23 protein-coding genes and 1 pseudogene are annotated in these 23598 nt (G+C 42.5%); 7 read left to right on the top strand and 17 right to left on the bottom strand.

The features are described from left to right. Nucleotides 1–54: 54 nt before the first annotated feature. From gspH to gspC, 6 genes are all read right to left on the bottom strand, one after another. Nucleotides 55–627: a type II secretion system minor pseudopilin GspH gene (gene gspH / locus AAEY97_RS17460; RefSeq protein ID WP_101087408.1), complete on the bottom strand. Its 573-nt coding sequence runs from the start codon at nucleotides 625–627 to the stop codon at nucleotides 55–57. A 1-nt stretch (nucleotide 628) separates the two neighbouring features. Further along, on the bottom strand, nucleotides 629–1063 hold the full coding sequence (gene gspG / locus AAEY97_RS17455; protein WP_059745209.1) for a type II secretion system major pseudopilin GspG: 435 nt from the start codon (nucleotides 1061–1063) through the stop codon (nucleotides 629–631). A 96-nt stretch (nucleotides 1064–1159) separates the two neighbouring features. Continuing rightward, on the bottom strand, nucleotides 1160–2392 hold the full coding sequence (gene gspF, locus AAEY97_RS17450; protein WP_101087409.1) for a type II secretion system inner membrane protein GspF: 1233 nt from the start codon (nucleotides 2390–2392) through the stop codon (nucleotides 1160–1162). 3 nt (nucleotides 2393–2395) lie between these two features. Next, the gene (gspE, locus tag AAEY97_RS17445) at nucleotides 2396–3940 is read right to left on the bottom strand and encodes a type II secretion system ATPase GspE (RefSeq protein ID WP_392341348.1); all 1545 of its coding nucleotides are present in this window, start codon (nucleotides 3938–3940) and stop codon (nucleotides 2396–2398) included. A 7-nt stretch (nucleotides 3941–3947) separates the two neighbouring features. Then, entirely contained in the window at nucleotides 3948–6080 is a 2133-nt protein-coding gene (gspD, locus tag AAEY97_RS17440) for a type II secretion system secretin GspD (protein ID WP_162022012.1), read from the bottom strand. A 24-nt stretch (nucleotides 6081–6104) separates the two neighbouring features. Then, nucleotides 6105–7019 carry a type II secretion system protein GspC gene (gene gspC, locus AAEY97_RS17435; protein WP_351000404.1) on the bottom strand — a complete coding sequence of 305 codons (915 nt, stop codon included), beginning with the start codon at nucleotides 7017–7019 and terminating at the stop codon, nucleotides 6105–6107. Nucleotides 7020–7283: 264 nt separating this feature from the next. On the opposite strand from gspC, the gene hslR reads away from it, so the two are divergent. From hslR to AAEY97_RS17415, 4 genes are all read left to right on the top strand, one after another. Further along, the gene (gene hslR / locus AAEY97_RS17430) at nucleotides 7284–7682 is read left to right on the top strand and encodes a ribosome-associated heat shock protein Hsp15 (protein ID WP_162022011.1); all 399 of its coding nucleotides are present in this window, start codon (nucleotides 7284–7286) and stop codon (nucleotides 7680–7682) included. A 25-nt stretch (nucleotides 7683–7707) separates the two neighbouring features. Continuing rightward, entirely contained in the window at nucleotides 7708–8568 is an 861-nt protein-coding gene (hslO, locus tag AAEY97_RS17425; protein ID WP_351000401.1) for an Hsp33 family molecular chaperone HslO, read from the top strand. 253 nt (nucleotides 8569–8821) lie between these two features. Further along, nucleotides 8822–10378, top strand: a complete 1557-nt coding sequence (locus AAEY97_RS17420) for a phosphoenolpyruvate carboxykinase (RefSeq protein ID WP_351000398.1) — start codon at nucleotides 8822–8824, stop codon at nucleotides 10376–10378. A 188-nt stretch (nucleotides 10379–10566) separates the two neighbouring features. Then, complete coding sequence (locus AAEY97_RS17415) at nucleotides 10567–12426, top strand: M14 family metallopeptidase (RefSeq protein ID WP_351000395.1); 1860 nt, start codon at nucleotides 10567–10569, stop codon at nucleotides 12424–12426. A gap of 303 nt (nucleotides 12427–12729) precedes the next feature. On the opposite strand, the gene AAEY97_RS17410 is transcribed toward AAEY97_RS17415, so the two are convergent. Further along, nucleotides 12730–12864, bottom strand: coding sequence for a hypothetical protein (locus AAEY97_RS17410; protein WP_351000392.1), 135 nt, complete (start codon nucleotides 12862–12864; stop codon nucleotides 12730–12732). Between the two features lie 101 nt (nucleotides 12865–12965). Continuing rightward, nucleotides 12966–13229: pseudogene (locus AAEY97_RS17405) on the bottom strand (GIY-YIG nuclease family protein); the annotation flags it as partial. A 159-nt stretch (nucleotides 13230–13388) separates the two neighbouring features. Here AAEY97_RS17405 and moeA point away from each other — a divergent pair. Continuing rightward, nucleotides 13389–14642, top strand: a complete 1254-nt coding sequence (gene moeA / locus AAEY97_RS17400) for a molybdopterin molybdotransferase MoeA (protein WP_192116487.1) — start codon at nucleotides 13389–13391, stop codon at nucleotides 14640–14642. Nucleotides 14643–14649: 7 nt separating this feature from the next. After that, nucleotides 14650–15420, top strand: coding sequence for a molybdopterin-synthase adenylyltransferase MoeB (gene moeB / locus AAEY97_RS17395; RefSeq protein ID WP_351000387.1), 771 nt, complete (start codon nucleotides 14650–14652; stop codon nucleotides 15418–15420). A 47-nt stretch (nucleotides 15421–15467) separates the two neighbouring features. Here the strand turns inward: moeB and AAEY97_RS17390 are convergent, their stop codons facing one another. Together AAEY97_RS17390 and AAEY97_RS17385 are read right to left on the bottom strand one after the other, a co-directional pair. Then, complete coding sequence (locus tag AAEY97_RS17390; protein ID WP_351000384.1) at nucleotides 15468–15674, bottom strand: DUF2986 domain-containing protein; 207 nt, start codon at nucleotides 15672–15674, stop codon at nucleotides 15468–15470. A 114-nt stretch (nucleotides 15675–15788) separates the two neighbouring features. Next, a complete protein-coding gene (locus AAEY97_RS17385; protein WP_011635586.1) occupies nucleotides 15789–15956 on the bottom strand; it encodes a YqaE/Pmp3 family membrane protein in 168 nt (55 codons plus the stop codon). 155 nt (nucleotides 15957–16111) lie between these two features. Between AAEY97_RS17385 and AAEY97_RS17380 the strand changes: the two genes are divergently transcribed. After that, the gene (locus tag AAEY97_RS17380) at nucleotides 16112–17320 is read left to right on the top strand and encodes a GGDEF domain-containing protein (protein ID WP_351000381.1); all 1209 of its coding nucleotides are present in this window, start codon (nucleotides 16112–16114) and stop codon (nucleotides 17318–17320) included. A 75-nt stretch (nucleotides 17321–17395) separates the two neighbouring features. Here the strand turns inward: AAEY97_RS17380 and AAEY97_RS17375 are convergent, their stop codons facing one another. From AAEY97_RS17375 to modA, 7 genes are all read right to left on the bottom strand, one after another. Beyond that, on the bottom strand, nucleotides 17396–18073 hold the full coding sequence (locus AAEY97_RS17375) for a TIGR01621 family pseudouridine synthase (protein ID WP_351000378.1): 678 nt from the start codon (nucleotides 18071–18073) through the stop codon (nucleotides 17396–17398). Between the two features lie 38 nt (nucleotides 18074–18111). Next, on the bottom strand, nucleotides 18112–19353 hold the full coding sequence (locus AAEY97_RS17370) for a sensor histidine kinase (protein WP_351000434.1): 1242 nt from the start codon (nucleotides 19351–19353) through the stop codon (nucleotides 18112–18114). A gap of 67 nt (nucleotides 19354–19420) precedes the next feature. After that, a complete protein-coding gene (locus AAEY97_RS17365) occupies nucleotides 19421–20098 on the bottom strand; it encodes a response regulator transcription factor (RefSeq protein WP_041413271.1) in 678 nt (225 codons plus the stop codon). A gap of 13 nt (nucleotides 20099–20111) precedes the next feature. Further along, a complete protein-coding gene (locus AAEY97_RS17360) occupies nucleotides 20112–20588 on the bottom strand; it encodes a hypothetical protein (protein WP_242445167.1) in 477 nt (158 codons plus the stop codon). Nucleotides 20589–20936: 348 nt separating this feature from the next. Then, nucleotides 20937–22058 carry an ABC transporter ATP-binding protein gene (locus AAEY97_RS17355; RefSeq protein ID WP_101087424.1) on the bottom strand — a complete coding sequence of 374 codons (1122 nt, stop codon included), beginning with the start codon at nucleotides 22056–22058 and terminating at the stop codon, nucleotides 20937–20939. Beyond that, nucleotides 22039–22719 carry a molybdate ABC transporter permease subunit gene (gene modB / locus AAEY97_RS17350; RefSeq protein ID WP_101087425.1) on the bottom strand — a complete coding sequence of 227 codons (681 nt, stop codon included), beginning with the start codon at nucleotides 22717–22719 and terminating at the stop codon, nucleotides 22039–22041. Before modB ends, AAEY97_RS17355 begins: the two co-directional genes overlap by 20 nt. Then, a complete protein-coding gene (gene modA, locus AAEY97_RS17345; RefSeq protein WP_335692614.1) occupies nucleotides 22719–23570 on the bottom strand; it encodes a molybdate ABC transporter substrate-binding protein in 852 nt (283 codons plus the stop codon). The genes modB and modA overlap by 1 nt, the downstream gene beginning before the upstream one ends. Between the last annotated feature and the right edge of the window lie 28 nt (nucleotides 23571–23598).

The raw sequence follows: 23598 nt of genomic DNA, 5'->3' as shown, positions 1-23598 counted from the left end.
TTAATACCTGAGCGGTTAACTTTCCCGTATTGAGGGCGTCGATGTGATGTGAGTTTATTCATCTACACGCCCTAATGTTAAACGGCCTAACGCGTCACCCACAACCAGCACATTGACTGGCTGACGGTCGTCATTAATCGTATTAAAACCCAACTCAAAGGGAGTCATTTCTCCGCTGGGAAACAATAAAATTTGCGGTTCAGGATGTTTCTTTTTTTCTTCTTCGCTCTCTTCGTCGATAAAAGGTTCATCAAACCAAGACTCATTTTGCTCGTCTTCTTGAACTAATGGCATGCCATCGATCACAATATCTAAGGTAATACCGGCATCCATTTTTTTGGCCGATAATAACCGGTCTTGATCAACTGGCATCCATTTGCCTTCTTTATAAAACACAAACTGATATTGATCTTCGTCAATCACAATGCCAATAAACTGACCGCTTAAGACGCTTTCATCAAGCACCATCTCAGTTGCAGTCATAAAACGTTGCGCCTGTTTTTTGAGCATTTGTTCCGGCCCAGCAACACTAATAGACATGGTTACCGCAGAGGCAACCAAACCCATTAGCAATGCCACAATTAACACCTCTAATAAAGTGAAACCGGCTTGACGATGATGAATCATCTTATTGGAAATCTTGTAAATTCCAGCTTCCGATATCGTCTTCAGAACCTGGTTGTCCATCTGGTCCGGCGCTGAAAATGTCAATTTTGCCATTTTCACCAGGGCTTAATAGTAAATAGTCACTGCGCCATGGATCTTGTGGCAAACGCTTAACATACCCACCTTCACGGAAATTACGCGGCTCTGGTGACGAGTTAGGCTTTTGCACCAACGCATCAAGACCTTGTTCTGTGGTTGGGTAAATACTGTTATCTAACTTATACATATCCAATGCATTTTCTAACGCCACAATATCTGATACCGCTTTTTGTTGATCGGCTTTGTCCTTGTTACCCATCAAATTGGGCACAACCATTGACGCTAAAATACCTAAAATAACAATCACCACCATTACTTCGAGTAAGGTGAAACCACGTTGTTTATTATTATGTTGCATTAATTACTTCCTCTAAAAATTGTCTATATATTCATGCGTAAAATCAGCTATAAATCTTGGTTTACGCTTACCCTACAAAAATCCATAACTTCAAACCTAACCGCTGATCAAGTTATTTAACTCTAAAATAGGCTGTAAAATGGCCATTACAATAAATAATACAACCGATGCCATACTCACGACTAGCATTGGTTCAAATACTCCTAATGCAATATTTACGTTCGACTCAAACTCTCGGTCTTGGTTGTCTGCTGCGCGTTCTAGCATGTTTTCTAGCTGGCCACTTTTTTCACCCGATGCAATCATATACAACATCATTGCCGGGAATAACTTAGTATTAGTCAACGCCGTGCCTAAACTAGTTCCCTCACGGACTCGCGCCGTAGCCTCATCAACAGCAGCACGCACCTTAACATTTTGTAAAACTTCGCTGGCAATACGCATCCCATCAAGTAATGGTACCGAGCTGGCTGACAAAATACTTAATGTTCGCGCAAATCGGGCGGTATTCAGCCCTTTACTTACTTTGCCAATAACGGGCATTTTCAAAAGGGCTGTGTCATATTTCATCCGCATAATCGGATTAGTCAGCAGTCGCTGAAACATCACCATAGCAGCAAAGATAAGCAGTACGACCACAACCCCCCAATGTTGTACAAAATCAGAAGCGAGAATCAAGAACTGAGTTGTGCCAGGTAATTCTTGGCCCATGTGTTCAAACTGCCCAACAACCTTTGGCACCACAGCTGCCAATAACACCGCAATAACACCAATAGCGACCACGGTTAATACAATAGGGTAAATCATTGCTTGAGTAAGCTTGGATTTGAGTTGCTGACGACGCTCGGTATAATCGGCAAGTCGATTAAGTACCACTTCTAAATGGCCTGATTTCTCACCCGAGGCTACCATTGCGCGGTATAAGTCATCAAACACATGCGGAAATTCGGCCATTGAGTCAGCTAAGCTGTAACCTTCAACCACCCGAGAACGCACCGCCATAATCATGCTACCTAAGCGATCTTTCTCAGACTGTTGCCCCACCGCTTTTAACGCTTCTTCAATGGGTAAGCCTGCGGCCACTAATGTCGCTATTTGGCGCGTGATCAATGCCAATTCGGCAACAGAAATACGCTTTTTAAATAGGGAGGCTAAATTAAAACCGCCACGCTGTGAACGGGCTTCTTTCTCACTGACAGGCTGAAGTTCTAACGGCATAAGGCGCTGCTCACGCAGCTGGCTTCTTGCATGACGCGCAGTATCAGCTTCTATCACACCTTTTTGTTGCTTGCCTTTACTATCAAGGGCTTTGTATTCAAACGCCGCCATTGATTACTCCTCGCGCGTAACGCGCAATACTTCTTCTAGCGTTGTCACACCTGTGAGTACTTTACTCATGCCGTCATGACGAATACTTGGAATCGATTTACGTACATATTTTTCAATGGCTAATTCGCCCCTGCCGCCATGAATTAACTCACGGACATTGTCATCAACGGTAAGTAACTCATGAATACCTGTTCGACCACGATAACCATTTTGACCACAGGCCTTACAACCTTTAGCGCGATAAATAATACGTGTGTCGTTTGCGGTAATACCCAGCAACTCGCGTTCACGCTCATCAGGCTCATGTGCTTCTTTACACTGTGGGCATAATGTCCGAATTAAACGTTGTGCAAGCACGCCAAGCAAACTTGATGACACTAAAAAGGGTTCTACGCCCATGTCTTGCAAGCGGGTTATTGCCCCTGATGCGGTATTGGTATGTAAGGTTGAAATCACTAAGTGACCGGTTAATGATGCTTGCACTGCAATTTGCGCCGTTTCCAAATCACGAATTTCACCAATCATCACCACATCGGGATCTTGACGTAAAATTGCGCGTAATCCACGCGCAAAAGTCATGTCGACCTTAGTGTTTACCTGAGTTTGACCAACGCCTTCTAACTCATATTCAATAGGATCTTCAACGGTTAAAATATTGGTATCTTTAGAATTGATTTCCGTTAACCCGGCATACAAGGTAGTACTTTTACCAGAACCTGTCGGCCCTGTTACAAGAATAATGCCGTGTGGCTTACGAATTAATTCATCAAATTTTTCACGAATGCCAGGTGTCATACCCAGTTGTTGTAAGTCTAAGTTGCCGGTATTTTTATCTAATAAACGCATTACCACACGCTCACCATGACTTGATGGCATAGTTGATACCCGCACATCGACAGCACGACCCGCAATACGCAACGAAATACGCCCATCTTGTGGTAGGCGTTTTTCGGCGATGTCCAAACGTGCCATCACTTTAATACGCGACACCAATAAAGACGATAATTTACGATTTGGCTTTAATACTTCTTTCAACACGCCATCAATACGGAAACGAACAATTAATTGTTTCTCGTAGGTTTCGACGTGAATATCTGAGGCTTCTTCTTTAATCGCTTCCGATAACAGCGCATTAATTAACTTAATAATCGGCGCGTCATCATCGCCTTCAAGCAAGTCTTCCGTTTGTGGCAGTTCTTCAGCTAGGGTAAACAAGTCCATTTCGTTACCAATATCTTCCATAAGCTGTTGGGCTTCTGAAGAATTAGCTTGATATGCTTGCGTCAGTTTAGCTTCAAACTTTGCCACTTCTAGCTTAATTAACGGTAACTCAACACCCGAGTAGCGCCGTACTTCTAACATGGCACTAAGCGGTGTGTTATCAGTGTAGAAGAGACAAAGCTGATCGTTTTCTTTCGCTAACACCAATTGAAAGCGGTGCGAGAAGGCAAACGGCAAGCGCTCTTTACTCGTCGAATGAAAAACCTCATCACCTTCAACAACTTCCATGGCTACTTCACTAGAAACTTGGGCTAATGGTTCTGTCATCACGCTATCAGTCATTGTTTTGAGCCTTGTCCTTTTGCATGTTTTCATCGATAGTGCGCAAGGCTGGGTCTGAATCACGTATATCGGTGCTCAGCCCTTTGCCGCTTTTATAGCGATCAAGCATGTCATTCACGTCATCTGGCAAGTAAGCCTCTTGATCCCATTCTTCAAGAACCGGGACTTGAGTATTTGGCATTAAATTAATACCACGAGCTTGTTGTTCCAGCTGTAATGCTCTGAAATAATTATATTTACGACCGGCAATCCCTTCCATTGTCATACCGTCACGAATAATGGTGGGCTTAATAAAAATCATTAAATTCTTTTTCGTTTTCTTACTAGAAGAGGACTTGAATAAATGACCTATAAAAGGAATATCGCCAAGAATTGGGACTTTTTGAATACTTTCTTGTACTTCTTCGTTAATTAATCCACCCAGCACTACAATTTGACCTGAATCTGCCATAACCGTAGTCGTTAAACGACGAGTAGAGAAACTGATATCGACACCAGTGTTACCATTAACACCCGACACTTCTTGCTCAATAGTTAATTTAACCGATGAACCTTCGTTAATTTGCGGTACCACTTTTAGCTTAACCCCGACTTCCTTACGTTCTACCGTTTGGAATGGATTATCATTGTTAGAGCTTGAGGTTGAACCGGTAATAATCGGCACTTCATCACCAACAATAAACGACGCTTCTTGGTTATCTAGTGTGGTAATAGACGGTGTTGCTAGTACGTTTGAATTTGTATCACTCGACACAGCTTGGATCAACGCCGCAAAGTTACCTGTGGTCACGCCCCACGCCATACCATTCACTTTGCCTAATGCTTGGGCGATCAAGGTATAGTCACCGTCTGAAGTTGGATTAGTTGTCGTTACCGGATTACCATTACCATCAATAGTCGTCACGCTAGTGCCATCCTCTTCACGTGCAGACCAGACTCCAGCGCCGACTTCACCAATGGTTGGGCCAATGTTGTTAAACTGCGTTAAGCCACCCGCTTCGCTGCCCCATTGCACTCCAAAACCAACGTTATCACCTTCAGCGATTTCAACAATAATGGCTTCAACGAGCACTTGAGCACGGCGAATATCAAGCTGATTAATGACGCTTTCAATGGTACGCAGTTGATCTGGTTCGGCACTAATGACCAGTGAGTTAGTGTCGCTGTGGGCCATAATATTGATATCACTACGACGCTTACTTGAGTTGCCTTGCTGAGTACTGGCACCCTCTTTATTATCTTGTAAGTTTTGTGCAAATCCGGTTAATACTTCAACCAAGTCTTCAGCTTTGGCGTAACGTAAATAACGTACTTTGGTGTTACCCGTACTCGCCTGTTCAGCATCAAGTCGTTTAATGAGTTCGATTACACGTTGACGGCTTTTTTCATCGCCACTGACAATAACAGCATTCATGCGTTCATCAGCCACCACTTTAGGTGCTTGGCCAGGCAGCTGTGATTGGTTAGCACTTGAACGATATAAGGTATCGACTATGCGAACAATTTCTCCTGCAGAGGCATAATCTAAGGCCACGACTTGTACGTCGGTGTCGCCTTGCTTATCAACTCGGCGAACAATCTCTACCAACTTGTTCACTACCGCTGCACGACCAGAAATCATTAACACGTTTGATTGGTCATAGTTAACAACGTTACCGCCACCAGCATTATCATTTAACTGGCGAAGTAATGGAGCAAGTTGTTTCGCTTCAGAATTGTATAAAGGAACAATTCGGGTGACCATTTCGTCACCAACACCAGGTGCTTTGTCATCGGCGACACGAATAGAAGCCATTTTGGCGTCTTTGTCTTTAATGACTTTAATGACGTGGTTTTCCATTTCAACCACTGCATAACCATACACTTGAAGTACGTTAAGGAAGAATTGGTAATATTGATCATCATTAAGTAAATCGTAACTACGGACATTAATTTTGCCACGTACTGTTGGATCTACAATAATGGTTTTATTGAGGTTTTTACCGACAATATTAATAAATTCTTGAATGTCAGTGCCTTTAAAATTGGCGGCATATTGTTCCGACCAAGCACTCGGTGCCGCTATCATTGCAGCGCCCATAAGCATTCCAGCAATAATGTTATGTCGGATCCCTTTATTATTCATTCTACTCAATCCTCTAACGCCAAATTATTCTGGCAAACTAAACATGATTTCGACCAACTGCCCTTCACGCTCAACCATGACAGCCATTTCGGTGAGCTCAGGCAGTTGTGCCATCACTTCTAATGCCTGACCCATATCGGTCAGATCAAATCCATTTATTGATTTTGCTAAATCATTAGCCTGAAAACCCGCTTGCTTAAACAACGCGACATCTTTACCAGGATTTAAACGGTAACCCGCTAATTCATCGCCATTACGTACCGGTGAAATAGCTAAAAAGTCTGTAATTTTACTTGGGTCTGCTAACAACTCATCACGAGAATTAGACAAATCTTCAGAAAAACGTTGATTATCACGACGATCAACTCGGGTTACCTGTTGATCGACCTTGGCTTGTTGTAGCTGTGAGTTTGCTGCACCTTGTGTGGTGTATTGAAGACCATCAAGCATTAAGGTTTCATAACGACCACCATTACTGATAATAATCCGGTCAGCATAAACCTCTTTTAAAGAAGCAGAAGTCCCTTTGATTTTATCGCCTAAACCATAAGTTTCTTGTTGCCCACTTGATTCAATAACCGCTAAACCTTGAGCTTCCTCGGTGGATGCCACAACTCCGGTCAATTGAATAGACAAGTTTGTTTTAGGCGCATCGGTGATTTGCTCTACGACTTCAGCTTTGGGTTTATTGCTGTTGTTGTCTAAGCGACCAAAAAGCAATAGGTTACGTACACCGGCAAGCTCAATACGCTTTGCAGTGCCTGCTGAGATGGGGGATGGTTGCCACACCGCAGATTGCGACGATACTGGCATCAACTTCCATGTAATCTGTGCAGCGAGTAGCAACACAATGACCAGTCCAAACCAAAATACAATCATACTCAATAGCTTATGTGGTATTTTTGCAGCGTTGGTGATCAGTTTATCTAATAAATCCATATGTTATTGGACCCTCTATACGACTTGGTACAGGTCTCTGTTCTAATTGTTAATAAAATGCGAAAATATATGTGTAGCCGTCATGCTAACCCACACAGGATAAAGCAACAACCCCAGAGCATATCGATTGGCGAATCTCCATCAAATATGCTAACTTTGCGCCCATAAAAAGAGCCATAATATTGCCCTCTATTACGATAATACACACATTGTATGGCAGTTAGGTTACTCAGTCTGTGAAATCATCCCTGTTTTGGAGGTCATGTGACTCAAAATCAGCCCGACAAAAGCTTTATTCGGCTCGACAAATGGTTATGGGCGGCACGTTTTTATAAAACCCGCGCTATCGCAAAAGACATGATCAATGGCGGTAAAGTACATTACAACGGTCAACGGACTAAATCCAGTAAGAATGCTGAAGCGGGTGCAAAAATCCGCCTTCGCCAAGGTAATGATGATAAAGAGATTATTGTCCTTCAATTATCTGGCCATAGACAAAGTGCTAATGTAGCGCAAACCCTATACGAAGAAACACCAGAGAGTATTAGCAAACGGATTATAAACGCTGAAGCCCGACGGCTAAATATTTTGAACAATCCGGCACCAGACCATAAACCGGATAAAAAACAACGACGACAGATTATGCGCTTAAAAGATTACTAGGCGCCCAAAAAGTAAGAGAATGCAAATGAACAACGATATTTTACATCGCTACATTTTTGATAATGCCGATGTGCGAGGCGAGATAGTCCAATTAAAAAGCAGTTACCAAGAAGTGCTTTCTGCACATATCTATCCGGTTGCATTACAAGCCCTAATCGGCGAGTTAATGGCCGCAACATCATTACTCACGGCAACGATCAAGTTCAGTGGTGACATTAGCGTACAGTTACAAGGCGATGGCCCGATTTCTTTAGCAGTAATTAATGGTAACAATAAGCAAGTATTACGCGGTGTAGCACGTTGGAACGGTGATATTGCTGCCGATGCAAGCTTGCAACAAATGTTCGGTAAAGGCTACATGGTCATTACGTTAACGCCTGATGAAGGCGAACGTTATCAAGGTATTGTATCATTAGACCATGTCAACCTAGCAGCTTGCTTAGAAGAGTATTTTAATCAATCAGAGCAGCTACCTACCCAAATACAGTTATTTGCTAACGGCAAACAAGCGGCTGGAATGTTGTTGCAAGTATTGCCAGCAAAATCGGGTAATACTGACGACTTTGAACATCTCTCAGCATTGACCTCGACCATTAAAGCAGAAGAGTTATTCACTCTTGATGCTGAACAGGTATTACATCGCTTGTATCATCAAGAAGAAGTACGCTTATTTGATCCTGTTGATGTTACGTTTAAATGTAGCTGTTCTCGTGATCGCAGTGCTGCAGCAATCAAAACGTTACCCCAAACTGAAGTTGAAGAGATTCTGGCTGAGGAAGGGAAAATCGAGATGGATTGTGAGTATTGCACAGCAAAGTACTCTTTTGATGCGATAGATATTGCGGCGTTATATTCTGGTAGTCATAGCAGCCAGTCACAACAGTAATCGATGTCGTTACCCACAACGTAACCACTTACAGAAAAAGCGCGTAATGCGCTTTTTTTATGCCTTAACCGTCTAAAGAAAACATCAAACGCCAAAAACTTTCAAAAAAATTACCAAACTGTTCGTTACCGCGGCATTAACTTGCGTTACAATCCCCACATTAGCTTATAGCCATCGCGCAAAAATAATAACAAGCTAAGTTTGAATACCTAACCCCCAATAGCTTTTCACTGCGAAACACGACCTAAAAGACATGGAGATCAACACTATGGCGGATGTATCTAACCGCGTTCACCTCAACCCTACGACAGCACAGTTAGTAGAAATCGCGCTTCTTCGTGGAGAAGGTCAGCTGACCGCAAATGGTGCCTTAGTGGCCAAGACAGGGGAAAGAACGGGTCGTTCACCTAATGACCGATTTATCGTCAAAGAGGCAAACACTGAAGCCGATATTGAATGGGGCAAAGTAAACCGTCCGTTTGATGCTGGCAAATTTGATGCGTTATGGGGCCGGGTAGAAGCCTACCTTGCAGACAAAGAACTGTTTACGTCAGAACTCGAAGTTGGCGCTGATGATGAACATTACATTCCTGTACGTGTAACCACTGAGTTCGCGTGGCATCAACTGTTTGCTCGTAATTTATTTATCGCTCCAAAAACCTTTAATCGTGGTAATAAAGACACCTGGCAAATCATCAATGCGCCAGGTTTTGTCTGCGAACCTGAACGTGATGGTACAAACTCTGAAGCCGCTGTTATTCTGAACTTTGCCGAGCGAAAAGTACTGCTTGTAGGGTTGAAATATGCAGGTGAAATGAAGAAGTCGATGTTCTCGGTGCAAAACTTCTTATTACCCGCTAAAGGTGTGTTACCCATGCATTGTTCGGCCAACGTCGGCCACGATGGTGATACCACATTATTCTTCGGCCTATCGGGTACCGGTAAAACCACGCTTTCAGCTGATCCAAAACGTTTCCTGATCGGTGATGATGAGCACGGCTGGGCACCCGGTGGCGTATTTAATATCGAAGGTGGTTGCTATGCAAAATGTATCGACCTTAGCCAAAAAAATGAACCTGTGATTTGGGATGCGATTCGTTTCGGTGCCGTACTCGAAAATGTGGTGCTTGATGAACAGCGAGTGCCTGATTATAAAGATACTAGCCTGACTGAAAACAGCCGTGCCGCTTATCCTTTAGAGCATATCGCTCAACGTAAAGAAGATAACCGTGGTGCAGAACCCCATGCTGTGGTTTTCTTAACCTGCGATGTATCAGGTGTATTACCGCCTGTGTCGATATTAAGCAAAGAACAAGCTGCATATCATTTCTTATCGGGTTACACCGCGAAAGTTGGCTCGACAGAAATGGGCTCAACGTCTGCAATTCAGTCAACTTTCTCGACGTGTTTTGGTGCACCATTCTTCCCACGTCCAGCAGGAGTGTATGCTGAACTACTCATGAAACGTATTGAGTCATTTGGCAGCCAAGTTTACCTTGTTAACACTGGCTGGACCGGTGGTCCACATGGTGTAGGTAAACGTTTTGATATCCCGACAACTCGCGCCATTGTGGATGCTATTGTCAGTGGTGAGTTAAAAGATGTTGAAACCGTTTATATCGATAAACTGAATTTAAACGTGCCTGTTAGTGTATCGGGTGTTGATACTGCTTTATTAAACCCAGTCAACACTTGGGCAGATAAAGCTGAGTATGACAAATATGCACAGCAGCTAGCACAAGAGTTCAGTGATAACTTTGCAAAATATAAAGTGTCTGAAGCCATCAAAAATGCTGGCCCTAACGTGTAAACAAGCTACCCATTATTCGTAACGCTTTATTTAATGCGATGTAATTTACAAATCCCAACTTCGGTTGGGATTTTTTATCGGCACTGTTCCAGTTCATTTATAAGGGTAAAAGCAACTGAAACTGTTGATAGGCAGTGTTATGATGCTATTACCGTATTTCGACACCATCACCATTCACAGGGATATTCATGCGCCGCTTTTTGCTTGCTAGCTTAATGGTTAGTCCGTTACTCATCTGTTCCACTTTCACTCATGCTAACAATGCTGTGTCTGCTGCTCCTCAAGTACCGGCAGAGCAAATAACGCATCTCGAAAATGACAGTATACTACCGCCAATTCATCCTTGGTCAGGCGCCAGTGAAAGCTTACTGTTAAGTGCAGATCAACCATGGGCAACCCCTTTTGAGCAACAAGGTTATGTTTCTAGCCCGAACTATCACGACACCATGGAATGGTTAGACAAACTCGTAGACAGCACCGACGTGTTGCAAAAAGTCAGCATTGGTAAAAGCCCCCAAGGACGAGATATATGGATGATTATCGCGTCACAAGATGGGGTATCAACGGCACAAGCATTAAGTGACAACGGTAAAGCAACGGTATTAGTGCAAGCAGGTATTCATTCTGGTGAGATTGACGGTAAAGATGCAGGCATGATGCTACTACGTGATATCAGCCATCGTAACAAACGCGATTTGCTTGAAAACGTTAATTTACTGTTTATTCCTATTTTCAGTGTCGATGCCCACGAGCGTAGCAGCAAATTCAATCGTGTAAATCAACGCGGGCCGGTGAATATGGGCTGGCGCACCACGGCCAACAATCTAAATTTAAACCGTGATTATGCTAAAGCTGACACTCTAGAAATGCAGCACCTCATTCAAGCGATTAATATATGGCAGCCAGACTTATACATTGATATCCATGTGACCGATGGTATTGACTACCAATACGATGTCACCTTTGGTTACAACGTTGCACAAGGCTATAGCCCAAGTATTTTTACATGGTTAGAGTCTATTTACCGCCCAGCGGTTGAACATGCATTAACAGAGCAAGGCCACATTCCGGGCCAGTTGGTATTTGCTAACGATAATACAGACATGACTAAAGGCTTGTCATTGTGGAACCCTAGCCCACGTTTTTCCAATGGTTACGGTGATGCTCGTCATTTACCGACTATTCTAATAGAGAACCATAGCCTTAAACCTTATAAGCAACGCGTTCTTGGTACCTACGTTACACTTGAACAAACTCTTAAAACGGTGGCAAAAAATAGCACCAAGCTAAAGTCTGCGATTAATGAAGACAAATATCGTAACCCAAGTAAGTTAACCATCAACTGGCAAAATGAAACCTTAGCTGAAGGAAAAGACTTTAAAGGGATTGATTACCGTGTTGAGCAAAGCCCAATCAGTGGTGACAAAGTTGTCCGCTGGACTGGAGAGCCTAAGTTATATGAAAACTTACCGATTGTGGCTAACACAAAAGCAGATATCACGGTAACTCGGCCTGTGGCTTATTATATTCCGCCACAATGGACAAACGTTATTGAGCGTTTATCTTTGCATGGCATTAGAATGACACAACTGAATAAGCCAACGTCGATAACCGCGCAGCAATATCAATTCAGCGACCCACTATTCTCAAGTGCTGATTATGAAGGTCATCAAACGGTAACGGCAACAACGACTATTCACAAAATAAATACCCTCCTGCCAGCGGGTAGCATGCGTATTCCAACCGACCAACCTTTGGGTGACTTAACAATGCTATTACTTGAACCTCAGGCTGAGGATTCATTGTTTTATTGGGGAATGTTCAATACCATTTTTACCCGCACTGAATACATTGAAGACTATGCCGTGGAGCCTTTAGCAGCAAAAATGTTACTCGACAACCCAGCTCTACAAGCTGAGTTTGATCAAGCGCTTAAAGATCCTGATTTTGCTAAAGATAGCCAAGCAAGATTACGCTGGTTTTACCAACGCAGCCCATATTATGACAATGAATACATGAAGTATCCGGTGTTGCGAGCGTCCAAATAAGCTTCAACGCTATATAGACAATGAGATTAAATAACGCCGTATCACTCCACAAGTGCTGCGGCGTTTTTTGTGGGATGCGGTAAATCAATCCATAAATCTGATTTTGAAAAGGTGTTTGTGGCGATATCGACTCAATGGGAACATATCTCGAGTTGTTTCATGCGGCTCAATAAACTCATGTAGCTGACCTGTCGCAATGAATGCCTCTAAACCTTGAGTAATGCGTCGCGCTAAGCGTGGATGGTCATTGCTAACAACAATATCCGCCGAGCCATAATCGTCAGCGGTTTGGGTTAATAGCAGCTATAACAAGTCGTAATAATATTGGTAAGTGGTATTTTCTGAAGATTGAGCTGGTTGAATGCGTACTTGTTGTGCCGCTGAAGGAAATGCATTGCAACACATGATCAGCGCAACACTCATTAACGACTTGACCATTGTGGATTAACCATTGAGATTCCATCATTTCAGTCTAGTCGTAAAAAAACTGTAAACCAAAATTTTGATATGAAAAACTTATAAATATAGGTAACTTATCGTTACCGTGGACGGGTTAACTCATACTGTTCAATCAATAATAATTTTTGCTGGCGAGTATATTTTTTAACAGCAATTTCGCGTTTTGACGCTTCACTTCGATCAGCTAATGATTCTTGATAAACTAGGGTTAACGGGCCTTTCCCTCTTAAATATTTAGCTGCTTTAGGACCACTGGCTTGATGCTCGCCAAAACGACGTGAAATATCCGTGGTAATACCGGTGTATAAATGCGAGTTTGCACAGCGAATAATATATAAGTACCAATCGGTATTGGCGTTATTTTTCGACATAAAATATAAAACCTTAAGTGTGATCATAAAACTCTTGTGCCATCATGGCATACTAAGCACCATTAAAAGCAAAGACCTATTTCAGCCAAGATACAGTTGATAGTATTTTAGCGATTCATTAAGGAAGTTCTGATGTCCAGTAATCAAGACCCTTGCGCTCAACCAACATTGCTTCATCCCGATCAAGCAATTGAGCAACTTTTAGCTCAAGTTGAAGCAACCCAAGATACCGAGCTCGTCACATTAACCCAGGCTATCGACAGAGTGCTAGCGGAAGATCTAGCATCGAGTATTGATTTACCCCCATTTGATAACTCGGCAATGGACGGTTATGCATTTCGTTTTACCGATTTAGCCGCATCACAGGATAAAACAACCCTTACCCTCGTGGGTAGTTCTTTTGCAGGCCACCCTTTCGATGGCCAAGTATCACCCAATAGCTGTATTCGTATTATGACCGGCGCCCCTGTACCTGTGGGTTTTGATACCGTGCAAATGCAAGAAAAAGTCCAAGCCGACGATAATCAAATTACCATCGAGCACCCACATCGATTAGGCGCTAATGTCCGCCGTCGTGGTGAAGAGCTGCTTGCAGGTACCAAAGTATTGCACAAAGGCATCACTATCCGCGCAGCTGAAATGGGCGTACTCGCCACTATCGGTATTAGCCAAGTTAGAGTGACACGTAAACTAAAAGTCGCCTTCTTTTCCACTGGTGATGAGTTACGCCCTGTAGGAAGTGAACTGGCTCCCGGACAAATTTATGATTCTAACCGCTATTCAATCCAAGGCTTACTCAGTAAAAGTCATGTTGACTGGGTTGATTTAGGCGTAATAGCCGACAATAAAGAAGCCATTCGTGGTGCATTTAAAGAAGCAGCCAGCAAGGCTGATATGGTATTAACATCTGGCGGAGTCTCAGTGGGTGAAGCTGACTTTACTAAACAGATTTTGTCTGAAGAAGGCCAGATTACCTTTTGGAAGCTCGCTATTAAACCAGGCAAGCCATTCGCATTTGGTAAAATAGATAACGCTATTTTTTGCGGTTTGCCCGGTAATCCCGTTTCTTCGATGGTAACGTTTTATAAACTCGTGTTGCCCATTTTACATAAAATGCAGGGACTTAAGCCTGTTAAACCGTTATTTTGCCAAGCAAAGTTACTGACCGATATACGTAAATACCCTGGTAGAGTCGAATATCAACGCGGCATACTCAGTCGAAATGAATTGGGCGAACTTGAAGTAGCGATTACTGGCGGCCAGGGCTCAGGCATGCTCACATCAATGAGTTTAGCTAATTGTTTTGTGATATTAGATCAATTCCAAGGCGACACGCCAACAGGCGCACAAGTCACCGTAGAGCCTTTTAATAACGTGTTGTGTTAGGAATAGTATGGATTCACTTGATCAAGAGATACTCACTGATAATGAAATGCTGCGCTATAGCCGGCAGATCTCTATTAAGGCTATCGATATCGATGGCCAAGAAAAGCTCAAGCTTGCCAAAGTATTAATTATTGGTGCAGGCGGACTCGGCTGTGCAGCAAGTCAATACCTTGCCGTGGCTGGGGTTGGTGAAATCACCTTAGTTGATTTTGATACCGTAGAGCTGTCTAATTTGCAGCGCCAAGTATTGCACTATGACGCCAATATTGGCCAAGCAAAAGTTGAATCGGCTAAGCAATCGCTGATGCTGCTAAATCCATTAATTAACATCAATACCATTAATGCGTTATTAGATGATGATGAGATTAACGTGTTGGTGAGTCAACATAGCTTAATTCTGGATTGCACAGACAATATGTTAGTGCGTGAACAGCTTAATAAAAGCTGTTTTGAGCACCAAGTGCCTTTAGTGTCAGCCGCGGCTATTAGAATGGAAGGCACTGTTACAGTATTTGACTACCAACAAGACAGCCCTTGCTATCAATGCTTTAGTGCTTTATTTGGTGAACAACAATTAACGTGTGTTGAGGCAGGTATTCTTGCGCCTGTGGTCGGCATGATTGGCTGCATTCAAGCAACAGAAGCAATCAAAGTCATCACGGCTATCGGCGAGCCATTAACGGGGAAGTTGTTAATGATTGATGCGATGACCATGGAGTTTAGGCAAATGCGTTTACCTAAACAACCACATTGTAAAGTATGCAGTGTTAATCCGTAGATAAAATGACATCTCTATCGTCATGTTCTGTAGTCATGGTTATGGTGCTACTGTGCTGGCGAATGTACAGCGCCAGAGTCGCTTAATGCGCTATCAGCTAAATCGGCTGTTGGCGCTATAACCGATTGCGCTTGGGCAAGCTGTGCACGTTCTGCTTTGGCAATATAAGGCGATTTATTAGCAGCATGCAGCTTAGCATTGGCTTTTTTTGCTTTAGCTTTAAGAGTTTGATTAATTTTCTTTTTACGGTTCATATTGGTCACTTGATAGCATTTCTACGAGGTAATTATAATCTCAAACTGATTAAAACCCTATAGATTCCAGCTTATCAGTGACCAAACAACATCAATAGCATAGGATATTAAACATTATTCTTGTAAGACTACCCACAAAGCATGAACAAGCCCTGGTACAAAAAAGAAAATACATAATAAGATATTTATTAATAAGTCTTTACCCATGCCTTTTTTGAGCAAAACTGCTACAGGCGGCAGTAAAATCGCAATAATCACCAGTAATAATTTATTAGAATCCATTTTAGTTACCTTATTTAAGTTGATTAATTTAGCTAAAGTTATTATAAAAATAGTATACGATACAATTTGTTAACTAGGACAATTAGCCTATTATTTTAGCTACACTTTTGATATCAAATTATGGAATAGTCTTATTCACGATACTAATGAGTCATATGGAACATAACCAAAGTATTATTTTTGTTCAATTTTTTAGCTTAATCGCAGTAAGTTGCGCCATAGCTTGGACATTGCTTGCCAGTCTATTACGCATCGCACCTAAAGCCAGTTGGTGTTTCGCCGCTACCAATATTTGTACTCTTATTGGCATTTTGCTTTATACCCAACGTACTGAAGCAATTAACTATTTATACTGGTTTGTGGCAGACATGACAATACTTGTGGGGTTTGCTCTAGTGCGTTGGGGCTGCCAACATTTATTTAAACAGCCTTTATCTTACCGATTTGATCTGATATTGCTGGCAACCACCGCATTATTAATGCTGTTGGTCCCACCATCCCTGACCTATGCAGTCTACTTAGTTATTGTAATGAGTATTACCGCAGCAACGTTCATCACCCTTAGTGGTATTGATAATTTTCGGGCGGTAAAAAAACACTTACCGCTGTATTATGCGGCGTTGATTAACGTGCCTTTTTTCACCATTGGCTTACTGTTTATCATTCGCGCAGGGGTTTTATTGCTTTTCCCCGATGAACTTGCCAACATTTCAGCAGCAGACAAGCTTAACTCATCGTTAGTCATGTGGAGCTACATCATATTACTGCTACTCACTAACCTAGTATTGTTTGGTAATGCGCTGACGCGCTTAGTCTACAAGGTCGCCAGATTAGCCAATAAAGATCAGCTAACGGGCTTATGGAACAGGCACTCTTTATTGAACAAGCTCGAAGAAGTTGACGCCCTATGGCTTCGAAATGGGTTGGCATATAGTTTAATGGTACTCGACTTAGACCACTTCAAACGCATTAACGACACCTACGGTCATTTAGCGGGTGACTTGGTGCTCAAGAATACCGCCGACATATTACAACAATCATTGAGGAAAATTGATTTCATTTGCCGTTATGGTGGTGAGGAGTTTTTAATCATACTGCCATTAACCAATAAAAAAGAAGCTCAAATAGTGGCCGAAAAAGTACAGCAAAAAATCAATGAAAATAAGGTTTTGTGGCATAAGACCCATATCAATACCACTCTCAGCATTGGTTATGCTACCTGTAAAACCCACCTCAGTATTGAACAATTATTACAACTCGCTGACGACGCTATGTACCTTGCTAAAAGTAAAGGCCGCAATACAATTTGCTCAATGGATTCAATGGAAGAATCAACTGCTGCGATAATAACAAAGCAATCATAACGGCTATCCAGTCCAGTTCTTACGCATTATGTTTTTAGCAATTAACCAATACCCTTTAGGGTAAGCGGGAGATAATTAGTCTTTACTAGGCCACGATAAGTCATTCGGTGATTGCCATTGGTTCATCATAAGTTGTTGGCACTCAGGTAACAAAAACTGCTTACCAAACTGAGGCAGTTGCTGGAAACAATAAACCTGCTCTAGAAAGGTAAAATGCAAACTATAGGCATGTAAATAACATCTATCGCTCAGTTCATCACCATAGAGTTTATCGCCTAAAATAGGCACACCAATACTGGCTAAGGCCACTCTTAATTGATGGGTTTTGCCACTCAGCGGTTTTAGTAAATACATCCGCATACCAGCGGCAATACTCTGACTAAAAAACTGTGTCACTGCAGGGTTTTCTGTGGTTCGCAGTAACTTATACATACTGCGACGCGACTTAGCCATATCGCCAATAATCAAGCCTTGTTTCTTTTTAGGTTTACCACAAGCTATCGCCAAATAATATTTTTGAACTTTATGCTCAGTAAACATTTTGGTAAACACATTTGCAGCCTGAGGGGATTTAGCCACAATCAGCAAACCAGAAGTCGGTGTATCGAGCCGATGAACAGGGTAAAGCTTGTAACCTAAATCAGCCTCAGCCTGTGCAATCACTCCAGCATTGCCATCTTGGCTATGAAAATGAACATTCACGGATTTACTGATGACAATAAAGTCTGTTTGATCACTGATCACTTGGTACATATATTATCCAACAACGATTAAATGAGAGGCTCGCAGGGTTATTTAAAGTGAATACTCACGAGTAAACCAGGGTTATTATCGAGTAGTGAAATCGTCGCTTTATGACGCGATAGAATAGCCTTTACCATCGATAATCCTAAACCAGTGCCTTTGTAATGACGGCTAGGGTCTAAACGCACTAAGCGATCGAATACACGCTCTTTATCTTCGTCAATAATACCCGGTCCATTATCACTAATTTGAATGTGTTTACCGTGTTGAATAATATTAATCGTGGCGCCATTAGGTGAATACTTTATCGCATTATCCACTAGATTAAATAATGCCTGGAACAACAGATACTTATCACCATTCACGTGAACATCATCGTCTAAACTAATACTCAATACTTGGTCATGACTCTCGGCAATTACCTCAGCCATTTCAAATAAATCTTGGCAGATTTGCTGTAAGCTCACCGGCTGCAAATCAAGCATTTGCTGACCTTCTTCGATGCGCGTTAGCGATAACATCGCATCAAAAGTCCCCAAACAGTGGTCTAACTCTTCAAGTAACTCAGCGGTGGCATCGGCAAGTTCAGCTGTAGGTTTTTGCGACAATAGCTCAATACCAATGCGTAAATGCGATAATGGCGTACGTAAATCATGGGCAATATTATCGGTCACACCGCGAACAGCTCGTAAGTTTTGCTCTAACGTGTCGAGTACTAAATTAAATTGCCGTGCCAGCATATCAAATTCATCTTGGCTTTCGCTTACTGGCAGACGTGTTTCATAGTGTCCAGCTTCAATCTGTTCACTCAAACGGTTGTATTCGACCAGTCGTCTCAAAATGGCTTTTGAGAAAATATAGCCTAACGCTAGCGTGAGCCCTAAAGTGAATGCAACGGCCCAAAATGCAGCGTTAATAAACTTCTCGATTAAAGCCGCGAGTTGATCGGTACGTGTAGCAATTAATACTGGGCCATAACGGGTGATAACTAAGCCACCAGTAAGAATATGCAGTTTATCTGGACCACCAGTAAAGATAGGGAAATCTTTCGTTTCAGGCAGTTGTGGCATATTTTCGGGTAAGAAAGTCAATGCGCCCACCATATCTACACTGTTGCGCCAGGCAATCAGTGCAGTTTTAGGATCGGCAGCACGAATTTGAGCCGCAAAACTGCGACGGTTAACCGTTAATGCTAACTGTTGATAGCGCTGCATTTCTGCAGCTAGATGTTTATCTACTTGATTTTGTTGCTCGATCACTAACTGTCTATAGAGACTAAGCACCAACATAACAATGAGTATGGTTACTAATGTCGAGAAGATCAGCGTGATCCGCCACGCACTACTTTGGTAAGGCTTAATGCCTTTTACAAAGGCGATATCCAGCCCCTCTAACGGTTTCAATTAACTCACCATGCCCAAGCTCTTCAAACTTGCGACGTAACTTGGCAATATGCACATCAATCACATTGGTGCGAGGATCAAAATGGTAGTCCCATACAGCTTCAAATAATAATGTGCGGCTAATCACTTGATTAGGATGCTCCATCAAATACTTAAGCAATTGAAATTCTTTTGGTTGTAGCATTAACTCGCTATCGTCAAGGGTGACTTTACGGGTTAATAATTCCATCTTTAAACTGCCCACTTCAATTTCGGTGGCAGCCGGTTCAACCACGTTACGTTGCGCAAGTTTTTCTGCTCGTACTAACAATTCTGCAAAGGCAAATGGCTTGGTCATGTAGTCATCACCGCCCGCACGTAAACCTTTTACACGCTCGTCAACATGACTTAATGCCGATAAAATAAGTACTGGTGTTTTATTACCACTGGTACGCAGAGCAGACAATAATGTTAAGCCGTCTAGCTTTGGTAACATGCGATCGAGGATCAGTAAATCATATTGGTTATGCTTGGCTAACGTGAGGCCTTCTTGACCATCAGTCGCGCTATCAACTTGATATTTCTGAGCCGTAAATCCGTCGGCTACATACTTTAACGTAGTAGCATCATCTTCAACCAATAAAATACGCATAGTCATAGAGTCTTTAATCCCATTTGAGCAAAGGTAGTGGACGTAGAGTCTCAATATCGAAAGCAATAGTATTTCTACTATCTTGATTGAGTAACTTTAGTTCGAGATAACTAATTGATAAATCGTGGTCCAATTCCGCCTGTGTTAAATATCCTTGTTGGTTTTCAATCGCGAGGGTCACTAATTCTGAAAACTTCATATGCTTAGCTTGCAGCATTTTTGCCGCATTAACTTGGCCAATATCATCAGAGGCATAAGCAGACGATTTTTCAGTTAATAATGTACCGTCTAAGGCTCGGTATTCGTATTTATTGATTCGGTGAGTCTCTACGTTAACCATAGAAATCTTATACACCAACAAACCTTCTTCAACATCAACATCAAAGTCACATATGGTGCCTTCGTCTTGTTGCTCTAATTGTTCCATGACCGTTATTGGCTTTAAAAAGTCGCCATTGATCAATAAAGAGTGCATAGATGGTGTGGCCATCACGGCACAAGGAAGAAAGCATATTGCTAGCAGCAACCGAACCATCACAAGCCTCTATATAATTGAAAATTCTATCACACGCCTACTCTACCTAAGAGCAGCCAAAGTCCCAAGAAATCTAAGATTAATAATTGATCATAAATACCATTTTCAGTTAGATGGGCTGTCATGACACAACATTTTTTAGAAATGTGAGGGCGGGTAAACCTATACAAATCAGCACAAATGGGAAGGTTTTATATCAAATGCGCTATTTAGGTCGCTAAATGGCCTTATTCAAACATCAATCACCGGTTTATTATCAGAAATCTGACATTCTGAGCAGTAAAAATCATTATTTAACCTTGGTTATCCGAGTTCAGACTGTGCACTTAAAATATGAATTTGATCGGACTTAAGCGCAATAGTCGTTTGCACCCCTGGCGCTAAGGCTAACTTATGCACTAAATGTGTCGGCACGTCTGCATTGATAATGGATCCAATGCCTACAACTGACGCTATCACTCGTGATGATTCACCCATCACCAACACAGATTCAATTAGTACTTCTAATTTATTTAAGCTTTTACACAGACGACCGCTGCTGATGGCGTTAAAGCGAATACCTTGATTCGGAATAACCCAACGGATAGATTGGCCAACAGTTAATGTTGGTGCACTGTCGCTGACAATCAATTCATCACCTAGTGTAAATTGGGTCATATTACGTTCAATATCTTGCGATACGACTTGACCGTCAAAAATATTCCTCAAGCCCATTTGCCGTGCAACCGCTTCGTTATTAGGATGAGATAGTACCTCAAATGGTTTGCCTTGTTGCAGCATTTGCCCCTGACTGATCAGTATCATCTTATCGGCCAGTAACAATGCCTCATGGATGTCATGCGTTACCATGACCACGGGAATAGACAATTGCTGCTTTAAGCGAGCTAACTCAATATACAAGCGTTCGCGGGTTTCTCGGTCTACCGCAGAAAAGGGTTCATCTAACAGTAGGATAGCCGGCTCACGCGCGAGAGCACGGGCAAGCGCAACTCGTTGACGTTGTCCACCAGACAATTGTGCGGGTAAGCGATCAGGCAATCCATGTAAATTGACACGTTCTAGCCAATCTAATGCTCGTTGCTTTCGTAATTCTTTCGGCACATGATCGAGCCCAGAAATAACATTGTCGAGTGCAGATAAATGTGGGAACAGGCCAAAATGCTGTGGCATATAACCGATGTGTCGCTGCTGGGGAGTTAACGAAATAGACTGCTCTGCATCAAACCATAATCTATCACCACAATGAATGTGGCCCCGTTGAGGTAGACTCAAACCGGCAATCATTCTCAGTAAGGTGGTTTTACCGCCACCAGAAGGGCCAACCACGGCTAGCACTTCACCAGCCCGACAACTGAAGTGAGCTTCCAATGGAATGGGCAATGTTTGTGAAATATCACATATAAGGTCAGCGTTGTGAGGCACCACGATGCCCTCCTAAGCGCTTCGACATACTTGTAGTGAGCGCTAACGCACTCACCGCAAACAACAATAATACCAAAGACATCATTCCTGCAGAATCGAAATCGAATGCCTGCACACTATCATAAATCGCTATTGAGATGGTTTTGGTTTCACCGGCAATGTTACCGCCCAACATCAACACCACACCAAATTCGCCCAATACATGGGAAAAACACAGTACAACGGCCGTTAATACACCAGGCCATATCATAGGTAATTCTATTCGAAAAAATATCCGTAATCGACTCATGCCACAGCAAGCTGCGGCATCACGAATATCGATAGGAATGGTTTCAAAAGCACGTTGAATAGGCTGAACCGCAAAGGGAATATTGACGATAATGGAAGCGATTACCAATCCTGAGAAATGAAACACCAATTGTTGGCCGGTTAACTGCTCAACCCATTGACCAATCATGCTCTGATTACCTAACCCTACTAGCAGGTAATAACCAATGACTGTTGGCGGTAACACTAACGGCACCATGATCAAAGCTTCAAGCCATGATTTACCTTTAAATTGGCGATATGCCAACGCCCGCCCGACAATAATGGCCAACGGAATTAACAATACTACGGTAAAACAACTCAGTTTGACCGACAGCCACAGAGCTTGCCAATCCATTAATCAGCCTTCTTTACAGCAGGTTTGGGTAAATTAAACCCAAATTGAGTTAATACTTCCTGTGCATCTGCTGATTGCATGTATTGATAAAATCGCTCCGCAGTTTCAGATGCATTAGGCATTAATGCCATCCGTTGATTAAGCGGTTGATATAGCGAATCAGGGATAACCACATAGTTACCACGCTTGGTAAATTCAGGAGATAGCACCAATGATAACGGCACAATACCACCTTGAGTCGATCCACTAATGGTAAATTGGGCAGCTTGTGAAGCATTTTCACCTAAAATCAGTTTAGGTTGCAGTGAGTCCCACAAACCTTTCGCTTTAAGGACTTCACGCGCACGTTCACCATAGGGAGCATGATCAGGATTTGCTATTGCAAAACGAGACACCTTTCCATCGGCGATTAATTGCGCTAACCCAACTAACTCAGGATCTAAAATTAACGACGACGTCTTAGGTGCAGCAAGAGCAAGCCGACCGATGGCATAAACAACGCCATCATTTTGGGTAAAGCCCGCTTGATGTAACCGCTCAATATAATCTTCATCGGCACTGAGCATCATCTCAAACGGTGCACCATGCTGAATTTGGGTGACAAAATTACCCGAAGAACCATAACTGATCCGCAGAGCCAAACCGGTTTGCTGCTGAAAACGTATCGCTATCTCATCTACTGCAAATTTTATGTTGGCAGCCGCAGCAATCGCAGGAGCATCACTCGCGACACTTAAAGAACTAAACCCTACGGAACTAACAATGGCAAAGAATAATGCGATAGCGCCAGCCCGAAATCGGGGCAGATATGAGTATGAACGCTGAGTAATGTTGGCGTTAATGAAAGACATTGAGGGTTTATCCTTGCTATGTACGAGC

Origin of the sequence: Shewanella sp. TB7-MNA-CIBAN-0143 (assembly GCF_040310065.1) — a bacterium.
GTDB lineage: Bacteria > Pseudomonadota > Gammaproteobacteria > Enterobacterales > Shewanellaceae > Shewanella.
The sequence above is the reverse complement of the archived record's forward strand: the minus strand, read 5'-3'. Positions and strand labels throughout refer to the sequence as shown.